Below are 12438 nucleotides of genomic sequence, written 5' to 3'. Positions count from 1 at the left end.
AGATCTATTAAGATTTCAATAAATGGATTTCATTAATCTAATTGATATTAGATCATATTAAAGATAGCAAGTCAATGGCGATAGTTAACTTCATGATACTGTGAGGTGATGCCTTATGAGATTAATAAAATGGCTTTACCTCTCGAAGGATAACCATGAGTTTTTTACCGGACTTTAACGTTGATGATCTCTTTTACAACGTTGGTAGTTCTAATACTCGAATTTAATCGAAAAAAATAACCGTCCCTAAACTTTGGCGAGTTTAAAGGTTATTTAATTAGTAATATTTTAAAGTAGCCACATGAAAATAAGCTGTTAAAACTCGTGAAAATTATTTATTTAAATATATTTTCACGAGTTTTAACCATATATAGCGATATAAAATTAAAAAAATCTATATCTTATATCGCATGGTAAAATAGCCATTTATCAATGTTTCCAAGCGCTTTACTCCTGTACGGTATCAATATGTTTGAAATTGCAACCGACAAATTAGTTAAAAACCTTGATATAATAGGAACCATAGTAAATCAATGGCAAAACCAAGAAAGTGAGTGATGTCAATGTTCAATCAAAACATCATTTTCCTTAGAAGGGAACTGCCTTAGAAACACTGGTTGGTGTGATTATATTGGTAACAATATTTATTGGATCTCTAGCTTATCTAATGAACTCTATTTCACAGTTATTAAATGAAACTGCGAATACTTTAGATGGCATGAGGAAATTAATTATTGCTATTGATAAATTTAAAGATCTAATAAAAAAATAGACCTCTTAAAATTAACTTCTGCAAAAGTTAATTAGGCCTATCAAAATAGTAATACAAAAGACCGAAAAGATAGATTTAACCACTGATTTACTATATCTTTTGTGTTTACTACAAACATATATAATTGAGAGATGTAACTATTGCATCTCTCTTTTTGTATGTCCATAGTATAACAGGTTATTTTTAATCAGGCACGTTCCAATTTTTAACATATCAAAAACAATGAATCAATAATTTAGTATCTTAATCTTTTGTTTTTGAAATTCTTCTTCTGTTAGAACTCCTACATCTAATAATTGCTTTATTTTTAATAACTCATCTACTGTACTTGAAACTGGCTGATTATCAGATGACTTGCTAAAAATAATTTTTTCAATATTTTTTTATCAACCATATCATCATAGTATTTCTTTGAAAACATTACAGTATTCTCATCTTGAGTAGCATTGAATACATCAGACTTTGATTCTAAGCCACCTAAAACACCGAATTGAATATATAACCATTTGTCATACTAGGATTTTTAAGTTGAATTGATGTAATTGACTTCAAGGGTATTGTTTTTGTCCCTTTAATGCCTTGATTCATAAAATTTAATGCACCCTTTCGAGTGATGGTAATTTTATCACTATCATAAGCGATAATAGTTTTGCCCAGATACTTTACAATAATCTCTTTAGATTCCATTATGATTCTCTATACATATTTATAGATAAAATATATCAAAGTATACTTCAAATAGTACTTTAATATAGGACTCTTCCATAGTTAATCTAAAAAATTATGACGAATCATTTAATTTTAACAAATTTAATGTCTCTAATATCACGTACTAAGCCAATGTCTAAAGCAGGCAAAACCATATTTCCTTTATCATTCAAAATATCCATATTTGCTTTAATTCTCCACTCATGCTGTTTAGCATAACTAGGATCTTTTTGAAGGCCATTTCTTTTACCAACATTACTTTTTAGGTATTCCACATCTCCATATGTAATACTATACGCCATATCATTTTCCTTACTCTCCGTGACAAAATCTTCAATTGCTTTTATTAAATCATCTTCGGGAAATAATAGCAGATGTCTGTTATTGGATATCTCACTAATATCATTTACGAAACTAGATTTCACTTCTCCATTTTTCGAATCTTTATAAGGATCAATAACAGTAAAACATGAAATGCCATACATTCTATCCTCATCAGGATAACTAGTCCTCCAAGTTGCTCTTTTATAGGGTAACAACTTTGCTCCTTTAAGATTATTAGCACCTAAAGACGGTTCATCCTTATTTAATATTCTATAAAATATTATATGATCCTTCGGTTTATCAATCTCAAATCCAGCATTTTCATTCTTATCACTTTTTCCCTTATCGTTGGTCCCTTCTTCTAACTTCTTAAAATATTCATATGATGAGAAATGGATATTACCATTCATGGTTGATAGTACAATTTTCTCATCAACAAATTTAACCAACAATCTTCGATTTAGTATTTTCAATAATATGCTCTCTTGATATAGTTCTAGATACATACAACCTAAATACAATAAAAAATAAATATCAATCCTATATGACACATAATTCTGCCCATATACCACCATTTTTGGTTTTATATCTATTGATATTACTGGTTTTCTTAAAAATAATTTTGAAGCCAAAAAATAGCACTCAATCAAGTTCACTATTAAGTGCTTCTAAATAACTTCAATAGATTTTATTTCACTTTCATCAAATTCGACATACTTACTTTTTGGTGTTTGAATAGTTATCTCATCATAAAGTTCATCATCCGTATCTAATTTTGGAGTGAATGTATTACAAGTTCCTTCTAATATCTGATCATCAATAAATATTACTCTTATTTTCTTACCCAAATATTGTTCTAAATTCATAAACTTCACTCCCTTCTTTTAATTGGAACGACATGAGTACGTTGCTTTGAATGATGGATTTTAAAAGTACTAGTAGTTTGTTCACCATTCATACTTACTGCAGTACAAAAGAAATCATTTGTATTCACAATTTCAATATTCTTACGTCTTCCATTACCCAGTTTGTACTCCACAATACATAGACATCTTTTATTTATTCGGTAGATATCTTTAGGTACTTCACTATAAAGATTGGAGCCTGTGAAACTCTAACAACACTTACAAGGCTTTCCAACGAACTGTGCATGCTATCAGCAGTTTCCAAGCCTTCTTCAAATTAAATGCCATGCTTGATCTAAATATTGTGTATTCGATACTATATTTCCCTGTTTCCATGTTTTAATATGTAAAATTCTTAAACACAGGTATATCCAAATTACAATCCGTAGCTTAAAGTATACTATCTGACAGCACGAGTCGCATAAGCATCTCCAAACTGATTTTTATCAATAGATGGATCTAAAGCCATAATCCAAGATAACGCTTGAACAAAATCATATCCTAAACTAAAACCTGGATTGGCAACAATTTTTCCTGAATCACTAACCGTGCCTGGATGAAAATAGAAATCCCTTGCATCATGTCCATTAGTCCTAATCCTTACACAATCAGGTATATTGTCTAGATCCACATGACCATTAACAAAATAAATATCATGTAGTCCAATACGTACGGTAACCTTGTCATTATTTTCTGTTGATGGCGCATAAAATAAAATGAAAGAATTAGTAATATACAGTGTTCCTATAGCAATGGCACTCCAGTCATTATGAATTTCATTACTAGAGACCTGCTCCGTTACTGCAAAATTTCCAGAACTGAAAGTTCCATATGTTGGTGATTCTTGCCACTTAACATTATCGTAGAATATTATACCGTCCAATTTATAGTAAATAGTGTTATCAGAATAAACTATTTCTGCTCCATCTAAATCCATGTGTACGTCTAAAGGCAATATTTCTCTTTCTGAATTAGGTAATGAATTTCTATCTAGAACATCCTCATACTTTTTATAATTAATTTCTCCAAAATTTCTCAGCGCTTCTAACATGGACTGCTCTTTTCTATCTAAATAAATTTGTCTAGCAAATTCCAAAATCACCATATTAAGAATAATAGATGGTATCGTGGGAATTAATGCATCCATATCCCCTTCTAATCCAATCATATTCCCAGGAAATAGTAAGAATATTGCAATAAACCACTCTATCAGCAATGCAATAATTATATTTTCAAAATGAAATCTCTTTATCATATTAGCCTCCTCGAAAAAAAATCACAAAACAATTATTTTTATATTCTTCACTCGAATATCCTTTCGTTTACTTAGCATTACTATCATCATAATTATTTGTATTCAATTCTTTAACGTAAAACGTGCTATTATCGTAAAAATTTGTAATTTTTTACCAAGTACGCATAATATTTCTTATATTTGAATTTGAACTACATCCTGTTCCCCCCATTAACAACAAGGACACAATAAATAACGATTCGATATTGGTTACTGTCATCACTAACGTTATTAAGATTCATTTCCATATCTATGCTAATCAAACTATCAATACAACTAGATGATTCGGTAATAATTTCTCCCCTTATTGGCAATGTGAAAATAAATATTAAGCAGTTTTAATTATCATATTTTAATTCGTCATTTAACCATTCTTCCGAAATACCTGAATAATATAAATAATAGTTTGAAATAGTATATTGATAGTCTTTTTTTGCAGGGTTATCATTCTCAATACTTGCCACTCTTTTTTCGATCATTCTGGACCAGTTATCATGATCAATATCTGTGGCCATTTTAGTTTCATATCCGGTGGTACTTACATATGAAGCCAAATAGCAATAATGTGTTTTTCCAGTATTTTTATCCCTGATTGGAAAAACAAATCGTTTCGTTCGTTCATTTTTATAAATAAAGATTCGATACTCATTTACATCTTCACTAAAGCGGTCCGAATTATATTGCATGTCAATTCCAAATAAAGTATCAATTGAATATGACATTTTTTCCATAATCTGATCCTTACTAGTGGTACCTTTTGGCATTCTAGTATTATATTTATATATTCCAAAAAACACTAAAGTAGCTAACACCACTGTTATTACTATCTTATTTCCTTTACCCTTCATAACTTTTCACCCAAATAAAATTTGCCATTTAAATTTCTATTAGAAAAATCTCAAATATAAATAAAACTTGATGATTTCAAACAATTTGCGGATAAAAACCAACTATCTATCTAAAATTATCTTCTCTTTTATTAAAGAGCATCAGTATCACTGGATATATAACAGCAATTGGTACAATGGCTATCCAAGCTAAATTTTTATTTTTTCCTAAATAATTTAATCTACGCATAATAGATGCCACAGTGAAAAACATAATTAATGTATTAAAAACCAAATATTCAAAATAACCAACTGATTGTACTATTTGAGTCAGTAGTACTGACACAATAGTTACAAGTAAATAATTCCACCAAAAAATAGACTTTTGATTATCCTGAACAGTTGGACTAAATTTGAACATATTATTAAATATATAACCAATACTTTCCATAAAGTTGAGATGCTTGGGTTGTCCCATTTTGAACTCACTGTCAGATTTCTGTTTTCCTTGATAATTATTATTGGCATTAGATTGAAACTGCTGCTCATTGGTATCATTAACATGATTATCGACAGATTCTGCCCTATTAGATAACTTAATATTTGATTCATTATTATTAACGTCTGGTACAGACTGCTTTGTTCCACACTTAGGACAAAAACTAATCTCATCGTTCATTTCAAATCCACATTTTGTACAAAATTTCATTTTTACTAAATCCCCTTAAAAATAATTTTTAATCAAAATCTTTACTATAATAATTGTTATATTCTGTTATCGAATAACCGCTGGTTTCTTTAGCATTACTATCATCGTAATTTTTAGCATTCAATTCTTTGACATATTGCTTACCGTCTGAATCCTTTTTAATACCAGTCACAAAGTAAATATACTTGTAAGAACCATCATCATAAAAATCAGTTATCTCCTTAACTAAATATACGAAATGGCTCTTATATTTAAAAACATAGCGTCCAGTTTTCTTATTCTCCATAATAAAAATAACGGGACTGTTTTTTGTTTGATCCTGTAATTCCGAATTACCAGCACTAAGTTGTGAAATAGCGGACGTCATAGATATTTGATCATAACTCTTCTTATTTTCACCAAGATATGTCAATACTGAATCTGTATCAGAAAGTCCATCTGGAAGACGATTTTTTTCATAACTTATATATAATTTACCCACAACAAAAACAACCATTATGAGAACAGATAAAATCATTTTGCGCTTTGATTTCGCTTTATTTTCCATTAATTTAACCAACCTTATAGTCTCGATTCAAAATCATTTTCCTTTTGCCATGCAATCTTATATGCATAATCATTGGCTTCATCATCTGACATCCCTTGATTTAAAGCATCTTTTTTTGCTTGTTCTTGCCATGCTGAAACCCGATCAAAAACACCGCCATTACCTATATTTGGTTACTTCATTACCTTTATTATTCTCATTCAATGGTAGATTGGAGTTTGAACTACAACCCGTAAAAAACAATGACTGATACTAATGAAACAATAAATAAAGATGATATCCTTTTAATGCAATTCTCTCCAATTCTTTATTAATCTAGGGTCACTAATCTTCAATTCCCCGGCATTATTGGTTCACTATTTCCCGGAAATTTTACTCTACCGTCATCATATACGGCCCAAGATTCTCCGTAACTATCACTATATCCCCATGCAATTTCGCCTCTTGTAACAGTCATCTCATCATAACTTGGCATATTAGGATTAGCCTTAACAAGCTGCTGATATGCCACTCTAGGATCAGTTATCATACTTGTATTACTTTGTGATTGTTGATTATTATTATCATTTTGTTCTTGTTGATTATCATCAGAACTAGTATCAGTATCCGATGTCTGCTGTGTATCCTCAGACGAATCGTCATTGTTATCTTGAGGTTTTGCCAAAGAAGCAACCGTAAGTGTCTTAGCCAACTTATTATCCATGTTCATATAAATAAAGTAGCTATCATTACCAACCAATGCCTGATCACCCACATTTTCAATCAATTGATTTATGGTAATGCTTTTACCTGGTTTTACACTAGCAATACCAGTCTTTGTGGCGGGTATCTTATGAGTTTCACTTTCAAAAAGGACAAATTTGGATTTATCAAATTTCACTATCTTTTCAGAATCATTCGTGATTTTTACTGATATTACAAAGGTTTCCCCAACTTGGTTATCCTTTGTCTCATCTTTATCTTTAGCAAACTTAAATTTAATTTTTTTCTTATCTGCCTTGCTCAAACTTTGATAATAAGATGTAGCAATTTTGGCAGTCGCAGGTCCTTTCGTACTTGTATTAGTTAATTTCCCTGAACTAAAACTACACCCCGTTAAAATAATTCCCAGCAACAACGTAGGAACAATAATAGAGACCTTCCTCATAAAATTTCACCTAATTCCCTATTAATATTGCAGTTGATAGAGTTGTGACATCCTACGGTAGTTTGTACCAACATCTCCACCCAACTCATTGTCAACTGTTCCAACGTATTGAAGAACCTCATCAGGTATCTCAGAGACTAGTTCCGGATCGGCCCCAAGACTAACTAAAATATCATATTCACTGTCAGGATTTATACCATTATAATCATTGGCAATTGGGAAAAATCCATTGATATGTTCAATGTTTTTAGCATTTCCTTTAATATCCATCATGTCGCCGACGACCCAACCATGACTAGAAACCTGATAATAATATTGACCGTATTCATTCTCAATGATTCGGCCAACCTTATAAGAAGAACCATATTTAATAATTTGTTGATCACTATTGGTTTGATCATTATATACAGGTGCTGATAAACCTAACGGAGAAACCGTTACATCATTTTTAACCGGTTCATCCGCATAATCGACATCCCCTGATTGAACATACTCATTTGTAGCGACTTGATAATAGGTTACGCCACTCAAGTTAAGCGTTTCACCAACTGCCCAAGGTGTTCTTGGAGCCAAAGCTCGATTAGAAACCATCTTGCCGGTGTCTGTATACAAAAACGTAACCGCATCATGTGTTGTAGCAATGCCACTAGCAGAAACATCTGTCAGATTGCTAAACAAAAAAGCCCCCGAAATTAATGCTGCTGAAAATAAAAGAATATTTGTTTTCTTCATAAATTTTCTCCCTTAATCTATTTGGTCACTTAACCATTCATCATAAAGACTTGAATAGCGTTCATAGTATTCGATGATAGTATATTTACGACTTACTTTGGCAGGGTTGTCTCCTTCGATAACTGCTACCTTCTTATTAATTATTCTGGACCAATTAGGGTGATCAATATCTGTCACTATTTTGGTTGTATAACCACTAGGGCTCTCATAAGAGGCTAAATAACAGTAATGAGTTTTTCCAGTATTTATATCTTTGATTGGAAACACAAAACGATCAGTCCCTGAATTTTTATAAAGAAAGACACGATTTTCGTTGACCTCATCAATTACCTGGTCTTTATTGAATCCAATATCAATCCCTAACGAATTATCAATTGGAATTGCCAATTCATTCATAATTTCATTTATATTAGTAACACCATCCGGAATCTTGGTACTGTATTTATAAAATCCAAACAACACTACAATTATTAGAAATAAAACTGTACTACGACAAAAATTTCGGAGCCCACTTGCTTTGGTGTCGTTTCTCAGTTGTTCAAAGGTCATTTCTGGCAGCTTTGATAAAATTTGTTTATTATCATCCTTATAACTATCCATAAAAAGGCCTCCTTAAATACCCGATTTCACTCCACATTTTTTACAATATTCATCATCAATATCCAGCTTATTGCCACAATGAGCACAAAACTTAAATCTTGAATCAAAGTTATCCGACTCTTTGGATTGCTGTTTCTCATTTCGAATTAATTCTTCTGAGTTTCCCTTTTTTTTAACTGTATCGTCCATTAATGGAAGCACATTGGTCTCCCTCATGTAATAACTCAAATTATCAATTGTAATTTGTAAATATTTTTCTAACCATTCTATTCCAGAACGTTTTTCATAAATTGTAAATTCAACAGTCTCACTTTGAGAATCAAATAACTCCATATTGTATTGCTTTGATGAGTAGTGACCACCAATCCAATTCCTCTTTTCAATTTCAATCTGACTAAATTTGCCTCTTGGCATAAATGAGTTGTTATCCGTAAACATACCTTTCCTATTCACTTGCATGAATAATAAGCCACCAGACTCGAAACAAATGAAATATCCAGTTCTTCCTTTAGTCATTGCATCTCCGAAAATTCTTCCCAAAGAAGAAAGTTCATGTTTCCCCCGAACATGAACTAAAACTATCATATTAGAACGTGAGGGATAACCTAGGCCTTCTTTATATGAATATATTGAATTCAAATTCGTTTGGATTTTTGACATATTTTCCTCCCCTACATATCAATTCCATCAACTGCTTATGTTACAGACAGATCAATATAACAACTACCAGAATGGTTATTGTGGAATATTTATCTTCGCTAATACCACTCGGACGTCTTAAAACGCTCACTAAAATTCCCCAAATGATTCCTGAAACTAATCCTGAAACAATACCGGCACCATTATATATACTAATTAAGTAGAGTATTATTCCTGCAATGGGCCAAAATATTTCCGGTCTAATAAATCCTAACGGTCCATTTGTATATCTAATTCGATTCGAATCTGGCTGCTCAGTTGTCACTTGTGTAGATTCTTGTTTAACAAAAGTTTCTTCATCATTAAACTTTGTTCCACAAGTCCCACAAAAATGGTCGTCATCTTTGCATTTTGCACCACACTTTGGACAAAATTTCATATTTTTATCTCCCCCCATTTTAAACAATATTTTCCAGATAACTTTTTCCTCAAATAAATTAAGTAAATGTATTAGATAATATTTTACGTGTTTTAGGATTATATATGTATTATATTACATGCATTGATCAAAAAAAATACCTTTTTATATGCTTAATTATTTATTTTACTTACATAATCTAAAAATATGGTTATATATACACATAAATCACGCTTAAAATGTATTATTTTATATAAATTAACAATATAATACGGTTTGCTTACTCATTAAGTGCGCCTAATAACGCATTATATTACTTTTTATTTACTAAAATCTGTACTATCATCTGTTCAAATCACTCACCATCTCTACTAAGGTTGGATTAAGGACGATTTGAGGTGCATATGAATGATTAACGAAATCGGTAAAATAATACGTGACAAAAGAAAATCATTGGGCTTGACTATTGAACAATTAGCAGAAAAAGCCGACGTTAGTGAGAGTTTAGTTTCACAACTTGAACGTGGTGTTAATAGTAATATCTCCATCAATAAACTAGAGAGAATTTCTACAGCCATGAACTTGAAACTTTCAGATCTTTTTGATGAACCTGCTAGTAATGGAATAAAATATCTTGAACTATTAGATTTTCTGGCGAGCCTTCCTCGTAATAAGCGTGAAGAATTATCCGAAAAAATTTTAGATTTATTATCCACAATTAGTGACTTATAGACAAATAATTCTAAATAACTAAAAGTTGAAAGTTTGATGCATTATGCCGTTTCCAGAGCTGAAAGTATTCATATGCTGCGCGGTGCGATTCGAGCCAAAAAGCGGTCTCGAATCTCGGTTGAAGCCTTACCAAAAACCGGTAAGTCTACAACACGCCCGGTGGTGTAAGGACTAAAGTCCTAACACCACTTTCGCGACAAATGAATACTTTCAGCTCTTCCAACTAGTTTTTTTATAATAAGAATGTCCAACTGTGATCTCTTGCCATTTAACTAAATTGGTAAATAAATTTAATTTAGGGTTGTAACAGCAATGTTTATATCACTTTTTCACCTTTCAACCTTCAGTAAATAACTAAAACATGAAAGCACAAAAACAAATCACACCTCTTGAGACACTTGAGATGTGACGAAAAGAATAGTCTTTTTTCAATGTGAAGGATTATCTAGCAGCCTGATAAGGCCACTAGATAATCCTTTTATAAATTCGTCAAAAATTTGATTCAATACTGAGGAATCCATTTCAAATTTACCAACTAGACCATTTATCGACTTTATCAACCAATCTAGTGTATCAACGAATGCAATATCAGGTAAACTTCATCCATAATCATCAAATATATCGCCTATCGTTCTATCATCAATATGTTTGATGAGGTGTTCCTAAATCGTAGTTTAATATAGTCAGTCAGTTATTGGGGCTTACAAAAACAAGCTAACAACCTATTATAAGAATAGATTGTTAGCTTGTTTAATTTTGCCTGATTTACAATTAAATAGTATTTTTCCTCTAATAAGGATCACTTGGGTCATAAGCGTAATGCCCATAATCTTTTTCATTGTATTTGCTACTTGGATTAATTAAATGATGCCAATCCACAAACAATGGAAAGAAAGAATTATCTTCTTTGCTATACACACCATATATTCTAACTGGACCATTAAATGCAATTTGCCACCAAGAATAATCATTCTCATCTTCAAAGTTAGGAAGCTTTACCGAATTAATTTCTTGAGCAATCTTTTTTACTAGTTCCTTATGCTTATCTTCCACTTGGTGACAATGTTTATACCTTCTGTACCCAGAAAAAATAAAAATATCATCACAATCGTTATACATTATAGGAACCATAACATTAACAACATGAAAAACCTTTCTGGCAAACTCGTCAGAACTATCTAACATGTTAGTAAAATTATTTCTTGAATAAAATCTATCAGTAGAACTGAGCCAATTGTAAACTGAATAGAAATTAAAACCATTTGTCCCTTTTAAATCAACGTTAGGAATATTTTTAGTTTCATTGATCTTTCGGTTTATATCTGGCCTCAATTGTTTTATATTTCTTTTATTTTTTGACATTTTAATCTTTTAGTTTACTGCCATAATAATTAAACATATCAACATCACTAAGATATACGCTAATAGAATCTAATGGTTTAGCATCGCCTCTTGCGTTTCTCCATGGATCTTCTTGATGGGTCAAACGTTCCAATTCGTTACCATTAAAGCCACCATATACCTCTTTAATTTGTTCCAATAAATCAAGAACGTCTTCATTAGTAATGGAATCATTTTTTTCTTCTAAATTTGTAATCTCGTTATAACCATAATTTGCATACTTTGCATAAATACTTCTATTAACTGGACCATGTACCCATGCTTCAAAATTTGCATCAAATAATTTAGCCTTTAAATCGTTGCTATCTTCATTGAAGAAAACCAATCCCCATGCATATGCATAATATAATAATTTTTGAAGCTTTTTGGGAGTCACATCGTTACAATTATTGATAAACCACTCTGCAACTTGGTTTATATTTGTTAAATTGTTCATTTAAAGTACCTCCTACAAAATTATCATTGATGAATCTTCAAAAATCAATTACAACTAATATTCTTATCAACTAACTGGCACTTAATAATAACATGTATTATTTTAATATGCTTAGTAAATAGACTGATTTTTTACTAATTTTATAAAAATAGAGCTTGGATTAAATGAAAAATCGTCAGTATCAAAACTATTTTTAACATGAATGACAGTTGCAAAAATACCCTCTTAGTTTAGTACTACCGTATAT

General features: G+C 31.1%; 16 protein-coding genes. 1 reads left to right on the top strand and 15 read right to left on the bottom strand.

The features are described from left to right. Nucleotides 1–1249 precede the first annotated feature (1249 nt). From FFM71_RS13565 to FFM71_RS02595, 13 genes are all read right to left on the bottom strand, one after another. Nucleotides 1250–1459 carry a DUF4429 domain-containing protein gene (locus tag FFM71_RS13565; RefSeq protein ID WP_137610647.1) on the bottom strand — a complete coding sequence of 70 codons (210 nt, stop codon included), beginning with the start codon at nucleotides 1457–1459 and terminating at the stop codon, nucleotides 1250–1252. A 104-nt stretch (nucleotides 1460–1563) separates the two neighbouring features. Next, nucleotides 1564–2436 (bottom strand): hypothetical protein, encoded by an 873-nt coding sequence (locus tag FFM71_RS02650; RefSeq protein ID WP_137610646.1) that lies wholly within the window; start codon nucleotides 2434–2436, stop codon nucleotides 1564–1566. Between the two features lie 36 nt (nucleotides 2437–2472). Then, nucleotides 2473–2670, bottom strand: a complete 198-nt coding sequence (locus FFM71_RS02645; RefSeq protein ID WP_137610645.1) for a hypothetical protein — start codon at nucleotides 2668–2670, stop codon at nucleotides 2473–2475. A 5-nt stretch (nucleotides 2671–2675) separates the two neighbouring features. Continuing rightward, the gene (locus FFM71_RS13875) at nucleotides 2676–2843 is read right to left on the bottom strand and encodes a polymorphic toxin type 50 domain-containing protein (RefSeq protein WP_171000446.1); all 168 of its coding nucleotides are present in this window, start codon (nucleotides 2841–2843) and stop codon (nucleotides 2676–2678) included. Between the two features lie 266 nt (nucleotides 2844–3109). Next, nucleotides 3110–3964, bottom strand: a complete 855-nt coding sequence (locus FFM71_RS02635; protein ID WP_137610644.1) for a hypothetical protein — start codon at nucleotides 3962–3964, stop codon at nucleotides 3110–3112. A gap of 377 nt (nucleotides 3965–4341) precedes the next feature. Beyond that, a complete protein-coding gene (locus tag FFM71_RS02630; RefSeq protein ID WP_137610643.1) occupies nucleotides 4342–4851 on the bottom strand; it encodes a hypothetical protein in 510 nt (169 codons plus the stop codon). 106 nt (nucleotides 4852–4957) lie between these two features. Continuing rightward, nucleotides 4958–5539 carry a zinc-ribbon domain-containing protein gene (locus FFM71_RS02625; protein WP_137610642.1) on the bottom strand — a complete coding sequence of 194 codons (582 nt, stop codon included), beginning with the start codon at nucleotides 5537–5539 and terminating at the stop codon, nucleotides 4958–4960. Nucleotides 5540–5567: 28 nt separating this feature from the next. Next, a complete protein-coding gene (locus tag FFM71_RS02620; RefSeq protein WP_137610641.1) occupies nucleotides 5568–6086 on the bottom strand; it encodes a hypothetical protein in 519 nt (172 codons plus the stop codon). 331 nt (nucleotides 6087–6417) lie between these two features. Beyond that, nucleotides 6418–7233, bottom strand: a complete 816-nt coding sequence (locus tag FFM71_RS02615) for a hypothetical protein (protein WP_137610640.1) — start codon at nucleotides 7231–7233, stop codon at nucleotides 6418–6420. 21 nt (nucleotides 7234–7254) lie between these two features. Next, complete coding sequence (locus FFM71_RS02610; RefSeq protein ID WP_137610639.1) at nucleotides 7255–7965, bottom strand: SLAP domain-containing protein; 711 nt, start codon at nucleotides 7963–7965, stop codon at nucleotides 7255–7257. Between the two features lie 12 nt (nucleotides 7966–7977). After that, nucleotides 7978–8565, bottom strand: a complete 588-nt coding sequence (locus tag FFM71_RS02605; RefSeq protein WP_137610638.1) for a hypothetical protein — start codon at nucleotides 8563–8565, stop codon at nucleotides 7978–7980. A 12-nt stretch (nucleotides 8566–8577) separates the two neighbouring features. Continuing rightward, nucleotides 8578–9225 carry a zinc ribbon domain-containing protein gene (locus tag FFM71_RS02600; protein WP_137610637.1) on the bottom strand — a complete coding sequence of 216 codons (648 nt, stop codon included), beginning with the start codon at nucleotides 9223–9225 and terminating at the stop codon, nucleotides 8578–8580. 40 nt (nucleotides 9226–9265) lie between these two features. Further along, nucleotides 9266–9643, bottom strand: a complete 378-nt coding sequence (locus tag FFM71_RS02595) for a zinc-ribbon domain-containing protein (protein ID WP_137610636.1) — start codon at nucleotides 9641–9643, stop codon at nucleotides 9266–9268. A 387-nt stretch (nucleotides 9644–10030) separates the two neighbouring features. Between FFM71_RS02595 and FFM71_RS02590 the strand changes: the two genes are divergently transcribed. Beyond that, nucleotides 10031–10354: a helix-turn-helix domain-containing protein gene (locus FFM71_RS02590; protein WP_137610635.1), complete on the top strand. Its 324-nt coding sequence runs from the start codon at nucleotides 10031–10033 to the stop codon at nucleotides 10352–10354. 789 nt (nucleotides 10355–11143) lie between these two features. On the opposite strand, the gene FFM71_RS02585 is transcribed toward FFM71_RS02590, so the two are convergent. Next, entirely contained in the window at nucleotides 11144–11716 is a 573-nt protein-coding gene (locus tag FFM71_RS02585) for a UU032 domain-containing protein (RefSeq protein ID WP_137610634.1), read from the bottom strand. Between the two features lies 1 nt (nucleotide 11717). Next, nucleotides 11718–12191 (bottom strand): Panacea domain-containing protein, encoded by a 474-nt coding sequence (locus FFM71_RS02580; RefSeq protein WP_137610633.1) that lies wholly within the window; start codon nucleotides 12189–12191, stop codon nucleotides 11718–11720. Nucleotides 12192–12438: the final 247 nt, after the last annotated feature.

The sequence above is a fragment of the Companilactobacillus huachuanensis genome, assembly GCF_005404815.1.
Lineage (GTDB): Bacteria > Bacillota > Bacilli > Lactobacillales > Lactobacillaceae > Companilactobacillus > Companilactobacillus huachuanensis.
Note: the sequence above shows the minus strand (reverse complement) of the source record. Positions and strands in the feature narration are given on the sequence as shown.

Bases quoted from the DNA above. Each gene is read 5' to 3' on its own strand.
- FFM71_RS02600 (WP_137610637.1), bottom strand. From the start codon at position 9,225: ATGTCAAAAATCCAAACGAATTTGAATTCAATATATTCATATAAAGAA.
- FFM71_RS02625 (WP_137610642.1), bottom strand. From the start codon at position 5,539: ATGAAATTTTGTACAAAATGTGGATTTGAAATGAACGATGAGATTAGT.
- FFM71_RS02630 (WP_137610643.1), bottom strand. From the start codon at position 4,851: ATGAAGGGTAAAGGAAATAAGATAGTAATAACAGTGGTGTTAGCTACT.
- FFM71_RS13565 (WP_137610647.1), bottom strand. From the start codon at position 1,459: ATGGAATCTAAAGAGATTATTGTAAAGTATCTGGGCAAAACTATTATC.
- FFM71_RS02645 (WP_137610645.1), bottom strand. From the start codon at position 2,670: ATGAATTTAGAACAATATTTGGGTAAGAAAATAAGAGTAATATTTATT.
- FFM71_RS02615 (WP_137610640.1), bottom strand. From the start codon at position 7,233: ATGAGGAAGGTCTCTATTATTGTTCCTACGTTGTTGCTGGGAATTATT.
- FFM71_RS02635 (WP_137610644.1), bottom strand. From the start codon at position 3,964: ATGATAAAGAGATTTCATTTTGAAAATATAATTATTGCATTGCTGATA.
- FFM71_RS02590 (WP_137610635.1), top strand. From the start codon at position 10,031: ATGATTAACGAAATCGGTAAAATAATACGTGACAAAAGAAAATCATTG.
- FFM71_RS02620 (WP_137610641.1), bottom strand. From the start codon at position 6,086: ATGGAAAATAAAGCGAAATCAAAGCGCAAAATGATTTTATCTGTTCTC.
- FFM71_RS02580 (WP_137610633.1), bottom strand. From the start codon at position 12,191: ATGAACAATTTAACAAATATAAACCAAGTTGCAGAGTGGTTTATCAAT.
- FFM71_RS02595 (WP_137610636.1), bottom strand. From the start codon at position 9,643: ATGAAATTTTGTCCAAAGTGTGGTGCAAAATGCAAAGATGACGACCAT.
- FFM71_RS02605 (WP_137610638.1), bottom strand. From the start codon at position 8,565: ATGGATAGTTATAAGGATGATAATAAACAAATTTTATCAAAGCTGCCA.
- FFM71_RS02610 (WP_137610639.1), bottom strand. From the start codon at position 7,965: ATGAAGAAAACAAATATTCTTTTATTTTCAGCAGCATTAATTTCGGGG.
- FFM71_RS02585 (WP_137610634.1), bottom strand. From the start codon at position 11,716: ATGTCAAAAAATAAAAGAAATATAAAACAATTGAGGCCAGATATAAAC.